This is a genomic window from [Flexibacter] sp. ATCC 35208, from assembly GCF_001975825.1.
GTDB lineage: Bacteria > Bacteroidota > Bacteroidia > Chitinophagales > Chitinophagaceae > Chitinophaga.
The window spans coordinates 1-18,133 of sequence record NZ_MTKN01000059.1; the positions used below are offsets into that span (position 1 = coordinate 1).

The following is an 18,133-nucleotide window of genomic DNA, read 5'->3' on the forward strand; positions in this document are numbered from 1 at the left end:
TGTAAACAACTTCATTATCTCGTTACAACAAAAACTCTTTGAGAATGCACAACGCTTATTTTCATTTTGCTGCACCGGCAAATGAACCGGTTTACAGCTATGCACCCGGATCGCCAGAAAAGGTTGCATTGAAAAAGCAACTATCTGCCTTTAAGGCGCAACAGGCGGATATTCCTATGTACATCAACAACCAGGAAATCCGCACAGGAAAAACCGTTGACCTGCGCCCTCCACACGAAATCAAGCACAAACTGGGTCATTTCCACATGGGCGATGCCTCCCATATCAATGATGCCATCGCAGCAGCATTGGCCGCTAAAGAACAGTGGGCTGCTACTACATGGGAACAACGCGCTGCTATTTTCCTGAAAGCCGCTGAACTGATTGCTACTAAATACCGCTATCACATGAATGCTGCGACCATGCTCGGTCAAAGCAAAAATGCCTACCAGGCCGAGATCGATAGCGCCTGCGAACTGATCGACTTCCTGCGTTATAATGTGCATTTTCTCTCTGAGATCTATAAACAACAACCTGTCAGCTCTCCAGGGGTTCACAACCGTACCGAATACCGTCCGCTGGAAGGTTTCGTACTGGCAGTAACACCGTTCAACTTCACAGCGATTGCAGGTAACCTACCTACATCTGCTGCGATGTGTGGAAATGTGGTCGTTTGGAAACCAGCAGATACCCAGGTATTTGCTGCACATGTTTTCATGCAGATCATGATCGAAGCTGGCTTGCCAGCGGGTGTGATCAACCTCGTTTATGTGGATGGTCCTAAACTGGGTGATATCTGTTTTAGTCATCCTGAATTTGCAGGTATTCACTTCACAGGTTCTACTGCTGTGTTCCAGCATATGTGGCAGACGATCGGTCAGAACATCAATAAATACAAAGCTTACCCACGTATCGTAGGGGAAACAGGGGGTAAAGATTTCGTACTGGCACATGCTTCTGCAGATGTAGATGTGACTGCGATTGCACTGGCACGTGGTGCATTTGAATACCAGGGTCAGAAATGCTCTGCAGCGAGTCGCGCTTACCTGCCTTCTAACATTGCCGAAGCGGTAAAAACCCGTCTGCTGGCAGAACTGAAGACCATGAAAATGGGTACAGTGGAAGACTTCAGCAACTTTATCAATGCAGTGATTGATGAGCGTTCATTCAATAAGATCACTAACTATATTGAGAATGCAAAAAAAGATCCTGCTGCTAAGATCATTGCTGGTGGTAACTACAATAAGACAGAGGGTTACTTTATCGAACCAACTGTGATCGAAGTAACAGATCCGAAATACGTAACGATGTGCGAAGAGATCTTCGGCCCCGTATTGACGATCTACACTTATGATGCAGATAAATTTGAAGAAATTATTGGCGTGGTAGATAGCAGCTCTGCATATGCATTGACTGGTTCTATCATTGCACAGGATCGTTACGCAATTGACCTGGCTACTAAGAAGCTGGTGAATGCTGCGGGTAATTTCTATATTAATGATAAACCGACAGGTGCGGTGGTAGGACAACAGCCTTTTGGTGGTGCGAGAGCTTCTGGTACGAATGATAAGGCAGGGTCTATGCTGAACCTGTACAGGTGGTTAAGTGCAAGGACGATTAAGGAGACACTGGTACCGCCTACGGAGTATGGGTATCCGTTTGTGAAAGAAGCATAAGTTATATAAGGGCACTTCGAAAGAAGTGCCCTTATCCATTATTTAATACCCTTCAACGCCGCCAGCGACTCCGTCACATGCTTCTCCCCATCTTTCATACTATTAAAAGTATGTACCACCACTCCCTGCTTATCCACCACATAAGTCACCCTCCCCGGAATCACAAACGTCTTCGGCACCCCAAATAACTTCCGCACACTATTAGAAGTATCGGCCAATAACGTAAATGGCAGATTATGATGCTGCGCAAACTTTTTATGCGAAGCCACCCCATCAGAACTAATGCCTATCACCTTCGCCCCATACTGTGAAAAAGCGGTATAAGAATCCCTGAAAGAACACGCCTCTTTCGTACACACACTGGTCTCATCCTTTGGATAAAAATAGATCACCAATGGCTGTTTCCCCAGCACAGAATTGATATCAAAGGTATTACCATCCTGATCCTTGAGCTGGAAAGCCGGTACTTTATCACCTACTTTCAGCTGGGATTTGGAATTACATGCAAAAACAAAGAAGGACAATGAAAACATAAGAAGCTGCTTCATATAATTTATGATTAAGTTAACCGTATGCAAGATATACGTATTTTTTGGCCCCCGGTATTTTCATATTCCTTATTTTTACCCCCTAAAACTGCATACTTTGAAGACCATACTGAGTGGTACACAAGTGGCCATCACTGTTGACAGACTCTGTCACCAGCTTATCGAAAATCATGGAGACTTCTCCAAAACTGCGCTGATCGGACTTCAGCCCAGAGGTATTTATCTGGCTGACAGAATCTACAATACCCTGCAGAAGCTGCTGCCAGGCGTAAAAATCCAGTACGGAAGAATTGACATCACCTTCTACCGTGATGACTTCAATAAAGGGAAAGCACTCCATGTGCCTAACGAAACCGCTATCGATTTTTCAATTGAAAATAAGAAAGTAGTATTGATCGATGACGTGCTGTACACCGGCCGTACCACCCGCTCCGCACTGGATGCAATGCTGGATTTCGGCAGACCTTCTGAGGTAGAACTGCTTGTATTGATAGATCGCCGGTTTACCCGCGAACTACCTATTCAGGCGGACTATGTAGGGCGTACCATCGATGCTGTCAATTCGGAAATGGTGAAAGTGCGCTGGAAGGATCGTGACGGGCATGATGATGTTATTATTGAGTAGCAGCATGATGTCTGGTCGGGATAATGAAAGTGTGCTGGAAGGAGATAGACAGGCATGATGCTGTTATTATTGAGTAGCAGCATAATGTCTGGCCGGGATAATGAAAGTGTGTTGGAAGGATCGTGACGGTCATGGTGCTGTCAGTATCCAATAAAACAGGGAACTCTCTGGCCGCAAATGGTAAAAGTATACTGGCTGGATCGTGACAAGCGTAATGCCGTCATTATCTAATTCAAACAACAACCCATCTGCCCGGAAATGTGAAACAGACAAACCATCACCGCCTTAATGCCATCAATTTCGAATAATTTTACCATACCGTCCGGATATTGATTTTGGGTTTTGTATTCAGGTCATTTATATTTGCATCTTAAATGTCATTATCAGTAAATCATCTCCTCGGAATTCGCGGTCTGAAGCGTCAGGATATAGAACTTATCTTTCAAACGGCTGATCAGTTCAAAGAGGTTTTACAGAGACCTATCAAAAAAGTTCCTACGCTCAGGGATACTACCATCGTTAATTTATTTTTTGAAAATTCCACCCGCACCCGTATCTCCTTCGAACTGGCGGAGAAACGTCTCGGTGCCGACGTGGTGAATTTTTCAGCATCAGGATCTTCGGTATCAAAAGGTGAAACCCTCATCGATACCGTAAACAATATCCTCTCCATGAAAGTGGACATGGTAGTCATGCGACACTCAGCCAGCGGTGCGCCACACTTCTTATCCAAACACATTGATGTACCTATCGTAAACGCCGGTGACGGGATCAACGAACACCCGACCCAGGCGCTGCTCGATGCCTTCTCTATCAGGGAAAAGCTCGGTACCGTAACAGGAAAGAAAATCGCCATCTGTGGCGATATCATGCACTCCCGCGTAGCACTGTCCAACATCTACTGCCTGAAGCAACTGGGCGCAGAGGTAACTGTTGTAGGTCCGCCTACACTCATCCCTAAGCACATGCAGGAAGCACTGGGTGTAAATGTCAGCTACGACATCCGCGAAACACTGGAATGGTGTGATGTGGCAAACGTACTGCGTATACAGCTGGAAAGACAAAATACACCGCTCTTCTCTTCTCTGAGAGAATACTCACTGGCTTACGGTGTAAACCGCCAGCTGCTGGATAGTCTTAAGAAAGAGATCGTGATTATGCACCCGGGCCCGATTAATCGCGGCGTAGAGTTAAGCTCTGATGTAGCTGACTCCGGACATTCTATCATCCTGAACCAGGTGGAGAATGGGGTAGCGGTTCGTATGGCAGTTTTGTACCTGCTGGCAGGGAAAAAGGAACACTAGACAATACTAACAAACCCAATAAGTAAAAACGCTTTTACCGTTTGGTAAAAGCGTTTTTTTCTGAAAATGGTTTTCATCTTCGTTGGAGAATTCCATTTCTTTGAAAATGGTTTTCATTCCCCCGTTGGAGAATTCCCTCTTTCATGAATGTTTTATTAGTGAAATGATGTAAGTAACTGATGAAAAAGGAAAGTGTTTATTAAAGACCATTCCCGTCTAAAATATTGCATTCATCCCCAACGTAAACGACCTGAAAAACGGATACTGATACCCCGTATTCGCCGCCTGCTCCGGATCATAATACCTGATCTTCATCTTATTGATCTCCCACAGATCCTGCCCTGAAAAATACACCCTCAGACTACTAATCAATGGCTGCCCATGCGCAAATCTAAACGTATACCCCAACTGCAAATTCTTCAATCGTATATAGGCCGCATTCATCACCCAAAAAGAGCTAGGCGCCAGATTTTGACTATAGCCATTATATAACCGCGGAAAAGCCGCCTTCGTATTCTCCGCCGTCCAGTAATCTGCATGTATCTGCCATGGCTGCTGCCACCCTTCTACAAACGGCATACTATACTTCGCCGGCACTATCACCTTCCGCTCCCCAATCCCCTGGAAGAACACTGAAAAATCCAACCCCTTCCACGAAAATCCCGCATCAAACCCATAAGAATACCTCGGCTGTGAACTACCTAAATACACCAGATCCCCATGATCTGCTTTCGTATTAGTACCCCCGTTAATAATCCCATCATTATTCTGATCCACATATTTCAGATCTCCCGCAGCCGTAGCCGTACTCTGAAATGCATGCGCATTCGCCTCATCATTACTCTGGAAATACCCCTCCGCTTTATACCCTAAGATCGCATTATAAGGCAATCCTTCCAGTCCTTTATTATTCCCCGCCAGCCATGCTGTATTCCCATTCGATTGCAAGATCTTATTCTGGTCGTCAAAAAGATTCGCATTCACCCAATAACTAAACGGCCCCCTGTTATCTCTCCACCCAATATTCAATTCCCATCCCCATGACCGCATACTGGCTATAAAGAAAGAAGGATAAGCATAATTATAAGGAGGTAAAGTCTGTTCTGCTATCTGTATACGCGGATTGTGCTTCACAAAATAATCCGCTGTCACGGTCAGGCGGCCTTTCAGGAAAGCCATGTCCAACCCCGCATTTGTCGTATTGATCGTCTCCCAGTTATTATTCCCCGGCATGTACCTGTCTGTATAATCCTCGTTCAACAATGGATACGCCTGCGGATATTTCAGCTGATCACGGTAATTATAATCATTCAACCCGGACCGCCAGTTGAAGTTCCCTAACAGCCCCCATGAAGCCCTCAGTTTAAACTCATCAAAGATGCGGAAGGCATGGTTAAACCACTTCTCATTATTCAATCGCCAGCCCGCAGAGAAAGAAGGGAAGATGTGCTGGCGGGTAATCGAATTCATGGTAGAACTATTGTAAAACAGCCTTGCTGCCACCAGGTTCGCTTCCACCAGGTACCGGTCATTAAAGTTATAATTCAGCCTTGCAAATAGTGATCCCTGTGAGCCGGAGGCTTTGTACCAGCGAATATCCGCCCATGTAGGCTGATTAAATGCCAGTGTAGCAATCTCATTGTCCGATACATTGTAGAGCGAAGAGATCTTCTGGCGCTGATAATGACTCTCGTAAGCATAGCCTCCAAGAATGTGAATGGTATTCAGTTTGCCGGCAGGAATATCATAATCGGCCAGTAACTGCAGGCTATGCTGTACTTCCAGCTGATCGCCTCTTTTCAGAGAGTTCGGATCATTGATGCTGTTTACATACCCATTTCCGTTATAGTAATTGATAGTTTGCTTGCCAAGCCCATCGTAGTAATGCGTGATCTGCGGACTGTACACTGCTTTCAGCGTTAACCCCTTCACAGGATTTTCTGCTTTCAGACTAAAGGTCGCATCAGCAAAAGATGTTTGTTCATCCCGTTTGCCTCCGTGCTGTAAGAGCGAAATAGGGTTATAACCGGTTGTATAATTGCTTGTATTGGGCACATATGTTGGAACATTGCCCGGTGCCTGGTATAAATAATTCAATAAACCATTGTACCCATCCACACGATAGCCGGGTGATTGTGTATGACTTTTCGCATACTGCAAACTCGTTTCCAGGCTGATCATATCGCTGAAACGGTTATTGATATTCAGTTGTACGTTATTCCTATTCGTATTATCAGGCCCGGTATTAAACAAGCCCTGTCGGGAAAACTGTCCTAATGACAACATATATTGGTGATCTGCAGAACCACCACGTGCACTGATATTAAAATTGGAAACGGAACTATTCTGACGGGTCACGTTTTTCAGCGGATCATTGTCGTAATAATATTTATAATCTCCATTGCCATCAGCAATTGCTCCAACAGCAGGGTCTTTTAGGTAACCGATCTCCTGGTCTGTCCAGATGGGATCCATGCCGGCATTAGCCGCTGCCTGGTTTTGCAAAGTCGCTGCCTGCCAGGAGTGCATACGTTTGGGCAAATTGATCGGATGCTCTAAACCAAAGAGGCTGTTGTATTCAACACTGATCTTCCCTGCTTTACCTCTCTTGGTCGTTACGAGTACCACGCCACCAGCGGCTTGGGGGCCATATATACTCGCAGCGGCAGCATCTTTCAGTACGGAGATCGATTCAATATCGTTGGGATTAAGTAAGGTAATGGAACCGGGTGCACCATCTACAAGCACAAGTGGATCGCTGTTATTGCCGGAAGAGAGCCCCCGGATCTGGAGATTAAATCCTTCTTTGCCGGGTTGTCCATTGAGGCGGGTTACGAGCAGGCCGGGAGCAGTGCCTTGCAGGGCGGCGAGTACATTCGTTACAGGCCGGCTTTTGAGGCGGCGTCCTTCTACTTTGGCGATAGACCCGGTGATGTTTGCTTTGGTCTGTATACCATATCCGATAATGACGAGGTCATTCAGTATTTTGGTATCGCCTGCCAGCAGTATATCCAGGTTTCTTCTTTGTTTGAGTGGTATTTCCTGTGGCTCGTAGCCGATGAGTGAAATCTGTAAAACAGCATCTCCATTATTCACCGTCAGTTTGAACCGACCTGTTTCATTGCTGCTCACGCCATTTCGCGTCCCTTTTTCCCTGATAGAAACTCCTGCCAGTGGCTTCTCTCCATCGGAAATGACCCCTGATACCGTGAATACTTCAGGTTCCGGTTTGGTCTGAATTTTCGGTATTCCGCTCACGGGGGCGGATTGCAGGATCGGGAAGACGATGATTTGTTTATTCCTGACTTCAAATGCGTATTTGCTACCTGAGAATAATTGTTGCAGCACGGTATTCAATGGCTGGTGATCAGCATTGATTGTGATGCTCCTGGAATTTTCTATGACGGTGGAAGAAATAGCGAAGGTAAGGCCGGTTTGTTTTTCGACGAGGCGGAGTACCTGGCGGAGGGGAGTGCGGGTTACTTTCAGGGATACGTGAATCGTATCAGCATCCTGGGCCTTCACTGATGGGCATGCCAAAAGAAGCCCTATACATGCACAAAAAAGTGCGATGTACCAGCGCTTGGTTAAAGCGGCCTTCCGGAGTGCCTTATGAGTTTCCTGCATTTTCTCCGGAAGTACTTAATAAATTTCTACGAGGCTATCTTTCTGTACGGTATGTACCTGCAGTGTTTTTGACAGGATGTCCAGTACTTCAGAAAGGGATTCCTTATGGAAGGTTGCGATCAGCTTTTTATCGGCCAGCTCATCACCTTTTAGTACGATATGTACTTTATAATAATCTTCGAGTATGTCGGCAACTTCTGACAATGAGGCATCGTCAAAGGTAAGCTGACCAGTTTTCCATGCGATAGGATTATTATTTCTATGGTGACGGGTGGTGATGCTTTCGCTGGCTAGTAGCATATCGGCTTCCTGGCCCGGGATGAGGATCACAGATTTGTTCCTGTTCTTGTAAATAGCTCTTACTTTACCACTCTGTACAAAGACTTTTACGTCCTGTTTGGTTTCTTTCACATCGAAGGAGGTACCAAGTACTTCAATGTCCACATTTTTCAGGTGAACGGTGAATGGTTTTTCAGGCATATGCTTTACATCTACGAATACTTCCCCTTGTTGTACGTATACTTCGCGGGTATCACCTTTGAAGTGGCGGGGGTATTTGACAGAAGTATGTGCATTCAGATAGAGTCTGGTACCGTCTGGCAACAGCAGGCTATCTTTATTTTGTGCGGTTTGTTGGGTCGTATACATTGGCTGACGGACCAGGAGGTAAGTTCCTGCCATCAGTAGCACGGAAGCGGCTGCTGCCCACCAGTAACGGTGTACAGGTTTCCGCATCTTTATAACGGGAGTTGAATTGGATGTGACTGGGGTAAGGGTACTGTTGCCGGAGAGTACTTCTTCCGTAGCTAACAGGGTTTCAAACCTTTGCCATTGTTGCGTGGTATTGTAGGTAGCTGCTGTAGGCAACAGATCGTCGCCCTGCCATAAGGATTTGGTTTCTAAGAAGATATCCAAATTGGCAGCATCCATCTGCAACCATTCATCCAGTGAACGTTTGTGCTCCTCATGTCCTGGTTCTTCCAGGTAGCGGATAACGACATCGATATCAGGTTGCTGTAGTTTCATCTCTTACTATTAATACAATCAAAAATAAACTTACCATTAGTCCCCGTGGAAAAATTTTAACATTTTCTTGGGCGCCTATATATATTATATATGTATGCCCCTCTACTGCTGATTGAGCAGTCCCAACCTGATTTTTTTGAGTGCGGTGGTAAGGTGTGTGTATACTGTATTGATGGAAATATTTAATTGCTGCGATATCTCTGCGGGTGACAATCCTTTAATGCGACTCATCTCGAAGACCCGTCTGCACTGTTCGGGTAGTTTTTCTAAAATGGAGAGATACTGAGCTTCCAGTTCTTTATGTTCCAGCAGGAGGTGCTCAATGGTGCCCGGTTCCTGCGTTTGTTGCTGTTCCTTTGCGTATGCCTGCTGCCTTTGGGTTTTCTTGATACGGTTCAGGCAGGTATTTACTGTAGCTCTGGCCAGATAGTGCTGGATAGGAGCGCGCTCATCCAGGTTTTCGGCAGTGCGCCACAGGTTCAGAAATACATCCTGCACAATGTCCTGCGCCTCTTCCTGATCTTTCAGGTAGCGCAAGGCAATGCTGAACATGGATGGCGAAAACTGATTGAATATAATTTCAAAAACTTGTTTATCCCTGTTCCGAACCCCGGTGACTATATCTGTATTGTTGAGCGGCAGCATCCTGTAACTATCTTTTCATTCCATTTTTAAAATAAAACTAAAATCGGCATTCAAAAACAGAATATAGCAAAATTATGGTTATTCTATCAATTATCCGGCTAATTGAGGGGATCAGCGGTCAGACAAAAAAAGTAAATAAATTTTTTATACTTGTAAATGGGCCACTGTGGCTGGTCTTTTATTTCTGAGCCCCCTTTTTTTTAAAAAAGACAAGTTTTTTTTAAAACGGACTAATGGTAAGGATATTAACGGTTGTATTATATATGTAGACAGTGAATAAGAAGCCGGCATTTAGCAGGCGCCTGCTAAAAATTATTTAAAGAGTAACCATTCTTTATTTAGGAAAGACAGAGTGGTATTGACAAATTGGGGAGGAAACCACTGCCTGAGGGCAGCGGTGATTGGAAGGCATGGATTTGCCTGTGATACGAGAGCGACCCCTCTATATATAATATAGAGGTAAGCAGTCATACCACACCGTAACATACTTGCAAAAGGCAGGTGCCTATACCTTAGATTATTACCAGAGATCATTATATATGATGCAAGAAGGGTACAAGTCCCCTTTGCGCACTCTGAAAACTTACAACTCCTAAGCATGATAGGAAAGTTGAGACCTGTAACAACCGGCCGGCTCTTTTGGGCCGGTTTATTTTTTTTATCTATTTTGCTAAAGGAAAAAGATACCATACCCAGTCCCGCTATGCTTGCCAATTTAACGGGTGGGTATTTGGCCTCCTGATAACCTTCTATTTACAAACTGCATCCGTTCATTTTAGGGGTACGACTCTGAAATGAGCGGATTTTTCTTTTTATAAACTCCCCCATACATTGCAGCGGGAATAACCCTAAAACCGGATTTTGCTCTTTTACAACCAACTGTTCACTCACTTTTGCTCTTTTACAACCAACCGTTCACTCACTTTTGCTCTTTTACAACCAACTGTTCACTCACTTCTGCTCTTTTACAACCAATTGTTCACTCACTTTTGCTCTTTTACAACCAACCTTCCATTCACTCCTGCTCTACGGTCCATAAACTACCGGATTATTCTATTTACAAACTTCCCCAATCATACCTGTTTCACAATCCCGGGAAGACTGTATTTTCTTTTCCAAAACGCTGTAAATTCGCAGCATGCGTACCATAATCTTTCTTATCATCTCCAACACGTTCATGACCTTCGCCTGGTATGGTCACCTGAAATTTACACATGTTGCTCTCTGGAAAGTTATCCTTGTCAGCTGGGGCATCGCCTTCTTTGAATACTGTTTCCAGGTCCCGGCAAACCGCCTGGGTGAACAGGAAGGTTTCTCCGGCTTCCAGCTCAAAACCATCCAGGAAGTCATTACGCTCTCCGTATTCGCCGTCTTTGCCATTTTCTACCTGAAAGAACCAATCAGGTGGAATTACCTCGTGTCTTTTGCCCTGATCCTGGGCGCCGTGTACTTTATGTTTAAGAAATAGCCCTATGGCTATAGCAAAACTTCGGTATAGCTTAGTTAAAATTCTGGTCTAGCTCTGGCATAACCCCGGCATAACCCCGGCATAACCCCGGTCTAGCTCCGGCATAACACCGGCATAACTCCGGTCTGGCTTCGGTATAGCTTCGATACAACTTCGTCACCAATCCAACATCAAAAGGGCACTTGTATATCCCCGGGATATACAAGTGCCCTTTTAGTGCCCTTATAGTACCGAAGTTGTGCCGAAGCTATATCGAACCTATACTATTGTTCCACCCACCCATTTCCTTTTATCACATTTTCATAAACACCTCCTTATTATCACTATTTTTGAGCCTGTTTAAATCCTCGAAAGTAATGGTAAAGAGCATCTGTTTAGCATTTGCAACAGGCATGCTGGCGGCCATCACGGCCCTGGGACAACCCTCGCCCGTGAACAACTCTGCCGACATTGCCCTGAAGCTGAAAAAGTTGGATACGCTGGGAAGTGTTTTATATATGGCCGCTCATCCTGATGATGAAAATACCCGCCTGCTGGGTTATCTGGCAAATGAAAAATTATATCGTACCGGGTACCTCTCCCTTACCCGTGGTGATGGTGGACAAAACCTGATCGGCAATGAACAGGGTGAACTCCTGGGACTGATCCGTACCCAGGAACTCCTCGCTGCCCGCCGTACTGATGGTGCTGAGCAATTCTTTACTCGTGCACTGGATTTCGGTTTTTCCAAGAATCCAACCGAAACCTTCACTATCTGGAACCGGGAACAGATCCTTGCAGACGCTGTCTGGATCATTCGTAAATTCCAGCCCGACGTCATCGTATGTCGCTTTCCTGCCGATAGCCGTGCCGGGCATGGCCACCATACCGCCTCCGCAATGATCGCCGCCGAAGCCTTCGATGCCGCCGCCGATCCCAAAAGATTTCCTGAACAATTACAATACGTAAAACCCTGGAAGGTAAAACGCCTGCTCTGGAACACTTTCAACTTCGGTGGATTTAATACCACCAGCGAAGACCAGTTCAAACTGGATGTGGGGGTCTTCAACTACCTCCTGGGTAAAGGTTATGGCGAAATCGCCGCTGAAAGCCGTTCTCAGCACAAGAGCCAGGGCTTTGGCGTAGCCGCTGCCCGGGGTAGCTCCTTTGAATATTTTACTACTATCAAAGGCGATACCCCCCGCGAAAGTCTGCTGGATGGTATCAATACTACCTGGTCACGTATCGAAGGCGGTAAAGCCATCGGTATGATGATCGACAAAGCCAGGGCTGCCTATAATTTAGAAAACCCTGCTGCCACCGTGCCTGCGCTGTTAGCCATCAGAAAGGCCATTCAGGCCCTGCCGGAAGGTTACTGGCGCAATCAGAAACTGAAGGAAACCGAAAACCTCATCCTGGCCTGTGCCGGCATATGGGCAGAGGCTTACAGCAACAACGAAGTCGTTGTACCGGGTCAGGCTATGCAGGGCAGCGTGCAGGTGATCTGCAATAGCAAAACCCATGTGCAGATCCAGTCTCTTACCTTTGGCAGCAAGGATACTACCCTCGCACAAAACAAACTGGACTTCAACCAGCTAAAAAATATCCCTGTCACCCTACTGGTGCCGGATAATACGCCGATCTCTGAACCGTATTACCTGCGTGAACCACACGGTGTAGGAGAATACAAAATACAGGACCCGCTGCTCGTGGGTAACCCTGAAAACATTCCAGCTATTCAGGCTACCATTCATTTAAAAATTAATGGCGAAGACCTGACCATCTCCCGTCCTGTTCAATACAAACATACCGACCCTGTGAAAGGTGAAGTATACGCACCCCTCATCATCGCACCTCCTGTGGTGGCGAACCTGGCGAACAGCGTATTTGTATTTACCAGCACCACTGCTCAACCTGTACAGGTAAAACTGCGCAACATGGGCAATGCTACTAAAGGCAAAGTGAGATTACAACTACCTGCTGGCTTCAGCAGTCAGGAGGCATCCCTGCCCTTTGACCTCAGTGGTAAGGGCGACGAGACCAGCCTGCTCTTTCACATTGCACCTTCAAAAGTAGCGGGTAGCAACCGCACCGATACTTTCAAAGTGATCATTGAAGACGAAGGCCATAGCTATGCACAAGGTATCCAGACCATCAGCTATGACCATATCCCTACCATTACTTTATTCCCGGATGCAGCCGGCCGTCTGGTGACAGTCGACCTGCAACACAATGGGCGCAAACTGGGCTATATAGATGGGGCAGGAGATCTGGTAGCAGCAAGTCTGCAGCAGGTAGGTTATGAAGTCACTCACCTCACCGAAAAAGATATTATGAACGGAGACCTGAGCCAGTACGATGCTATCATCACTGGTGTAAGGGTATATAATATTAATCCACGTATCAAATACTGGCAGCCCCACCTCATGGAGTACGTAAAGAATGGAGGTACCCTGCTGGTACAGTATAATGTGAACGGACCTTTGCAAATCACAGATATGGGTCCTTATCCGTTTTCACTGAGCCGTGACCGTGTGACCGACGAAAAAGCGGAGGTCTCTTTCCTGCGTCCTGATGATGAGATCATGAATTATCCGAACAAGCTTTCCCAGAAAGACTTTGATGGATGGATACAGGAACGCGGTCTATACTTTACTACCAATGCAGATACTAAGTATGAGTCGCTCTTCTCTATGCATGATCAGGGAGATCCGGCGCTGGATGGTTCTACCATTGTAGCAAAGTATGGCAAAGGCAGGTATGTATACACCTCACTGGCGTTCTTCAGAGAACTGCCTGCAGGTGTGCCCGGCGCATACCGCATATTTGTGAACCTGATTTCAACAAAAAAATAAATGGCGACACAAAAACAGCCAAACCGCTCCAGACTGAGTATGGCAGCAATTGTCTGCATTATACTTGGTCTGGTCATAGGAATTGAAATCAAGCGGGTTCATATCGGACTAATGATAGGACTCGCGTTGGGTCTATTGAGCGGAAACATGTTAAGCAGAAGAAAGTAATCAAAGCTAAAGGAAGTATCTTATGAAAAAAGATAAACCGCCATTACTGCCACAATGGTGGCAGTGGTATGCTGTTGTAGTCGGCTGGCTGTTGCTGCTGATCGGCGCGTTTTATTTATTCACTAAAGTTTATTCATGAGTGTAGCGGATTGGATTGTACTGGGGGGTACATTAATCGGAATTATATTATACGGTATCTGGAAGAGCCGTGGCCAGAAAGATATGGCCAGCTACTTCCTGGATAACCAGTCTATGCCCTGGTACATCGTACTATTGTCGATCATCGGTACACAGGCGAGTGCCGTTACGTTTCTTTCTGCACCGGGGCAGGCGTATACTGACGGGATGCGGTTTGTACAATATTACTTTGGGTTGCCGCTGGCGATGGTGGTGATCTGTATTGCGTTTGTGCCTATTTATCACAAGCTGAAAGTGTTCACGGCGTACGAATACCTGGAAGGTCGTTTTGATTGTAAGACCCGTACTTTTACGGCGATATTATTTCTCATACAACGTGCATTGTCTACGGGCATCAGTATTTATGCCCCGGCTATTATTCTCTCTTCTTTACTTGGCTGGAACATATACTGGACCAATGTAATCATGGGCGGACTCCTTATTATTTATACCGTGTCTGGTGGTACACGTGCGGTGAGTTATACGCAGACATTGCAACTGGTGATCATTTTTGTGGGGATGTTCCTGGCTGGTTATATGGTGGTTCATTTGTTGCCGGCGGGTATTGGATTTAATGATGCGCTGAAGGTAGCGGGCAAGATGAATAAGCTGAATGTGATAGTGACTGATTTTGACTGGAAGGATAAATATAATATATGGAGTGGGCTGATAGGAGGGTTCTTTTTAGCACTCTCTTATTTTGGAACGGATCAATCGCAGGTAGGCAGGTACCTGACTGCGCGGAGTGTAACGGAGTCTCGTTTTGGGTTGCTGATGAATGGATTGGTGAAAGTGCCGATGCAGTTCCTGATCTTATTATTAGGGTCGCTGGTATTTGTGTTTTACCTGTATTTCAGGGCGCCGATATTTTTTAATGAGGCGCAGCTGAATAAGGTGGATGGGCCTACATTGCAGGTATTGCAAACCCAATATGACGGATTTAATAAGATAAAGCAGGAGCAGGCAATTGCGCTTTCAAATGCGTTGCATAACAAGGACAATGCAACCGTAGAAGCGGCCCGTCAAAAACTACAGGCCGCAGATGCAGATGCATTCAAAGTACGTACTACAGCGATCGAGTATATTAAAAAAGCAGATCCTGGAGCGGATACGAACGATACCAATTATATCTTCCTGGATTTTGTGGTACACAATCTTCCGAAAGGCCTTGTGGGCTTGTTGATAGCCATTATATTCCTGGCTGCCTGGGGCAGTATTGCCGCGGCATTAAATTCCCTTGCATCTACGACAGTGATCGATATTTACAAAAGACAGTTTAAACCAACAGCCCCGGACGAACATTACTTTAAAGCATCCCGCTGGTGGACGTTCATCTGGGGACTGTTTTGTATAGTGGTAGCACAGTTTGCCAGCAAACTGGGTAGCCTGATAGAAGCGGTGAATGTACTGGGATCGCTGTTTTACGGCGTTATCCTGGGTATATTCCTTGTAGCGTTTTATTGTAAGCGGATCGGTGGCACGGCTGTATTCTGGGCGGCAATAGTGTCGGAGATCCTGGTGATCATCGTATTTATTACCAATATTGTTTCATTCCTGTGGCTCAATGCGATCGGGTGTATACTAGTGATCGTACTGGCCTGGATGATACAATTATTTCAGCCTTCACATGACAAATAACAGCAGGCTCATTTTTAATAAATGCAGCCGTTCACATGACAAAATTTAGCCTGTTCTATCAGGTTTATTCTAATAAATGCAGCCGTTCACATGACTTGGAATAGTCTGGATACAATCAGGCATATGCTGATGATTGAAACCTTTACATTACGAACAATAGCCCGGTCTATCAGGCTTTTACTAAAAGATTGCAGCCTATTCTATCAGGCCGTTTCTAAAAGCATACATTACGAGGCCCACAATGTTTTTGGCCCCGGTTTTTTCCAGCAGTTTCTGGCGTAGTCCTTCCACTGTTCTTGGACTCAAATAGATCTTTTCAGAGATCTGCTGCGTAGTCAGTTCTTCACAGATCAGGCGCAGTACTTCCAGTTCGCGGTCGGTAAGGGGCACCTCGTTGTGGAAAGTAGGCTTGAACTGTTGCTTTGTTTTGTGCATGACCTTCTTGAGGAGGGCCAGGTTCACATTTTCATTGAAATAAAAACCTTTCTCGTAGGTAGTACAAATAGCTTCGTAAATCTCACCTGGTTCTGCATTTTTAAGCAGGTAAGCATTCGCGCCCATTTCGATAAGATGCACGATAAAGTTGTCATCTTCATACATGGTGAGCACGATCACTTTTACGTGCGCATATTTTTCCCTAACTTTTTTGGTAGCTTCTATGCCATCCATGTTGGGCATTTTCAGATCCATGAGAATCACATCTGGTTGTTGTGTTTCCATGATTTCTAATAAATGAACTCCATCTTCAGCTTCAAACACCACACTGATGTTTTCATAGGGCTTGAGGGTATTGATCACCCCACTCCGGAAGATTTTATGGTCGTCGGCAATAGCTACCTTAATGTTGTTTGTCATAGAGGGAGCCAGTTTATATTGGTTGCGTAAATTGTCCCGATTTTCATTTCACGTGTTATTGCTCAGGGGACAAAGCTAGAATAAAATAATATGATTACTCAGCTCGCTGGTAATTTTCTACTTTGATTTCGGCAATGGTACCGGTAGGTTGCCCGGCAGTGTAGCTGATAGTACCGCCTATGATGTTGAGGCGGCTTTCAATATTCTTGAGGCCCAGGCTGCCTGTTTTATGACGGGCCATTTCCAGGGAGTTGAGCAGCAGGCCATTTCCATTGTCTGCAACGTGGATGCTGAGCTGGGTAGGCGTAGTGTGATAGTTGATCTGCACCTGGGAGGCTTGTGCGTGTTTCAGAATATTGTTGATGAGTTCCTGTACGACGCGGTAGATATTAAGTGCTTTTTCGGGCTCCACAACGTGGTGGTTACTCTCTTCGGTGAAGTGGATCTGCACCTGTTTATTACGGTTCATCATATTACAGAAGGAATCCAGCGCCCGGCTCAGTCCAAGGTTTTCAAGGGCCTGCGGGTGCAGGCTTTGTGAGATGAAGCGCAGGTGCTGGATGATTGTATCTGTAAATTCTTTGGTTTCTTTGAGTTGTTCCTGTTCGCCATTGCCTGTTTTGAGCAATGGCTGCAACTGGTTGAGGTTGAGTTTGAGCACGGAAAGTTGTGCGCCAACTTCATCGTGCAGATCTTCTGCGATGCGTTTGCGTTCCAGTTCCTGGCCCTGGAGAATGGCTACCAATCGTTCTTTTTGCAGTTGGAGGTCCTTGTCCCTGATCAGGAGTTTGTGTTGAATAACCTGTTTCTGCTGAAAGATAACGAGTACGATGACAAGGATGCCCATGGTGAGCATCACAGCCGTACCGATGATAACTACTTCGTAACTGTTCATGACCTGAATTTTTGAGCTTTGAGGAGGCCGATGTAGATCAGTACTACTTCTGCAAAGCCGCCGATAAAGGTAATAGAAAGCGTGGCATTTTGTATACCTCTGTCAAATTGGGCAAAGCTGGAATGCTGTAAAAAATTATAAGCCAGGGACAACATAAAGTTGGAGCAATGGAAAATAAACAGGCCACTATTATACCAGAAGCTGGGAAGGTAATTGACAAAGATGGATTGTTTGACCAGGTCCTCGTCGCGCATGAGTTCCCAGAAATAAATGACGCTATACAGTAACAGAAAGAGATTTTCTACGGAAAGTGCATAGGAGTTATAGGCCATTGGCCCCTCCAGGAAAAAGTAGTCAGTTATCGCAAAACAGGTGACGAGTCCAAAAACAATGAGAATAATTTTCTTGAGTAGCTGGTTTTTAATTACATGATGAAAGAAGATGGTAAGAATGAGGAATTGGATGAGTGACATGGGACTGAAAAACCACATGTTATTTCTCGAAATATGAGCGATCAGGTGCGAGCCGCTTGCGAAAACAGCACTGCTGATAAGATAGTAAAAGATCCATCTGCCACCCTTATCGAGAATTTTGAATTTCATGATAAAGGGGATCAAAAGTAAAAATTCGACCCCCTCCATGATGTA

The 18,133-nt window shown here is 45.5% G+C and carries 13 protein-coding genes; 6 read left to right on the plus strand and 7 right to left on the minus strand.

Features of this window, described 5'->3' with window-relative positions; translation table 11 throughout:
• The first annotated feature begins 44 nt into the window (after positions 1-44).
• Complete coding sequence (gene pruA, locus BW716_RS27465; protein ID WP_083729035.1) at positions 45-1,676, plus strand: L-glutamate gamma-semialdehyde dehydrogenase; 1,632 nt, start codon at positions 45-47, stop codon at positions 1,674-1,676.
• A gap of 38 nt (positions 1,677-1,714) precedes the next feature.
• Here the strand turns inward: pruA and BW716_RS27470 are convergent, their stop codons facing one another.
• Positions 1,715-2,224, minus strand: coding sequence for a peroxiredoxin (locus tag BW716_RS27470; protein WP_235643959.1), 510 nt, complete (start codon positions 2,222-2,224; stop codon positions 1,715-1,717).
• A 97-nt stretch (positions 2,225-2,321) separates the two neighbouring features.
• Here BW716_RS27470 and pyrR point away from each other — a divergent pair, with 97 nt between their 5' ends.
• Positions 2,322-2,849, plus strand: a complete 528-nt coding sequence (pyrR, locus tag BW716_RS27475; protein WP_083729039.1) for a bifunctional pyr operon transcriptional regulator/uracil phosphoribosyltransferase PyrR — start codon at positions 2,322-2,324, stop codon at positions 2,847-2,849.
• A 374-nt stretch (positions 2,850-3,223) separates the two neighbouring features.
• On the plus strand, positions 3,224-4,153 hold the full coding sequence (locus BW716_RS27480; protein WP_083729041.1) for an aspartate carbamoyltransferase catalytic subunit: 930 nt from the start codon (positions 3,224-3,226) through the stop codon (positions 4,151-4,153).
• A 216-nt stretch (positions 4,154-4,369) separates the two neighbouring features.
• Here the strand turns inward: BW716_RS27480 and BW716_RS27485 are convergent, their stop codons facing one another.
• The 3 genes from BW716_RS27485 to BW716_RS27495 form a co-directional block, all read right to left on the minus strand.
• Positions 4,370-7,693, minus strand: a complete 3,324-nt coding sequence (locus BW716_RS27485; protein ID WP_179091293.1) for a SusC/RagA family TonB-linked outer membrane protein — start codon at positions 7,691-7,693, stop codon at positions 4,370-4,372.
• A gap of 102 nt (positions 7,694-7,795) precedes the next feature.
• Complete coding sequence (locus BW716_RS27490) at positions 7,796-8,806, minus strand: FecR family protein (protein ID WP_083729045.1); 1,011 nt, start codon at positions 8,804-8,806, stop codon at positions 7,796-7,798.
• A gap of 102 nt (positions 8,807-8,908) precedes the next feature.
• Positions 8,909-9,451 (minus strand): RNA polymerase sigma-70 factor, encoded by a 543-nt coding sequence (locus tag BW716_RS27495; protein ID WP_083729047.1) that lies wholly within the window; start codon positions 9,449-9,451, stop codon positions 8,909-8,911.
• Positions 9,452-10,589: 1,138 nt separating this feature from the next.
• On the opposite strand from BW716_RS27495, the gene BW716_RS27500 reads away from it, so the two are divergent.
• The 3 genes from BW716_RS27500 to BW716_RS27510 all read left to right on the plus strand — a co-directional run bounded on the left by BW716_RS27500 (position 10,590) and on the right by BW716_RS27510 (position 15,736).
• Positions 10,590-10,919, plus strand: coding sequence for a DMT family protein (locus BW716_RS27500; RefSeq protein ID WP_083729049.1), 330 nt, complete (start codon positions 10,590-10,592; stop codon positions 10,917-10,919).
• 356 nt (positions 10,920-11,275) lie between these two features.
• Positions 11,276-13,753, plus strand: a complete 2,478-nt coding sequence (locus BW716_RS27505; RefSeq protein ID WP_083729051.1) for a PIG-L family deacetylase — start codon at positions 11,276-11,278, stop codon at positions 13,751-13,753.
• A 303-nt stretch (positions 13,754-14,056) separates the two neighbouring features.
• Positions 14,057-15,736: a sodium:solute symporter gene (locus BW716_RS27510; protein ID WP_083729053.1), complete on the plus strand. Its 1,680-nt coding sequence runs from the start codon at positions 14,057-14,059 to the stop codon at positions 15,734-15,736.
• Positions 15,737-15,931: 195 nt separating this feature from the next.
• On the opposite strand, the gene BW716_RS27515 is transcribed toward BW716_RS27510, so the two are convergent.
• From BW716_RS27515 to BW716_RS27525, 3 genes are all read right to left on the minus strand, one after another.
• Entirely contained in the window at positions 15,932-16,591 is a 660-nt protein-coding gene (locus BW716_RS27515; protein ID WP_083729055.1) for a response regulator transcription factor, read from the minus strand.
• A gap of 94 nt (positions 16,592-16,685) precedes the next feature.
• On the minus strand, positions 16,686-17,486 hold the full coding sequence (locus BW716_RS27520) for a sensor histidine kinase (RefSeq protein ID WP_083729057.1): 801 nt from the start codon (positions 17,484-17,486) through the stop codon (positions 16,686-16,688).
• Complete coding sequence (locus BW716_RS27525; protein ID WP_083729059.1) at positions 17,483-18,088, minus strand: hypothetical protein; 606 nt, start codon at positions 18,086-18,088, stop codon at positions 17,483-17,485. The genes BW716_RS27520 and BW716_RS27525 overlap by 4 nt, the downstream gene beginning before the upstream one ends.
• Positions 18,089-18,133: the final 45 nt, after the last annotated feature.

What these genes read in the sequence shown, in the direction of transcription:
- pruA (WP_083729035.1), top strand. Translation starts at nt 45, where the DNA reads ATGCACAACGCTTATTTTCATTTTGCTGCACCGGCAAATGAACCGGTT.
- BW716_RS27470 (WP_235643959.1), bottom strand. Translation starts at nt 2,224, where the DNA reads ATGAAGCAGCTTCTTATGTTTTCATTGTCCTTCTTTGTTTTTGCATGT.
- BW716_RS27480 (WP_083729041.1), top strand. Translation starts at nt 3,224, where the DNA reads ATGTCATTATCAGTAAATCATCTCCTCGGAATTCGCGGTCTGAAGCGT.
- BW716_RS27490 (WP_083729045.1), bottom strand. Translation starts at nt 8,806, where the DNA reads ATGAAACTACAGCAACCTGATATCGATGTCGTTATCCGCTACCTGGAA.
- BW716_RS27495 (WP_083729047.1), bottom strand. Translation starts at nt 9,451, where the DNA reads ATGCTGCCGCTCAACAATACAGATATAGTCACCGGGGTTCGGAACAGG.
- BW716_RS27500 (WP_083729049.1), top strand. Translation starts at nt 10,590, where the DNA reads ATGCGTACCATAATCTTTCTTATCATCTCCAACACGTTCATGACCTTC.
- BW716_RS27505 (WP_083729051.1), top strand. Translation starts at nt 11,276, where the DNA reads ATGGTAAAGAGCATCTGTTTAGCATTTGCAACAGGCATGCTGGCGGCC.
- BW716_RS27510 (WP_083729053.1), top strand. Translation starts at nt 14,057, where the DNA reads ATGAGTGTAGCGGATTGGATTGTACTGGGGGGTACATTAATCGGAATT.
- BW716_RS27515 (WP_083729055.1), bottom strand. Translation starts at nt 16,591, where the DNA reads ATGACAAACAACATTAAGGTAGCTATTGCCGACGACCATAAAATCTTC.
- BW716_RS27520 (WP_083729057.1), bottom strand. Translation starts at nt 17,486, where the DNA reads ATGAACAGTTACGAAGTAGTTATCATCGGTACGGCTGTGATGCTCACC.
- BW716_RS27525 (WP_083729059.1), bottom strand. Translation starts at nt 18,088, where the DNA reads ATGAAATTCAAAATTCTCGATAAGGGTGGCAGATGGATCTTTTACTAT.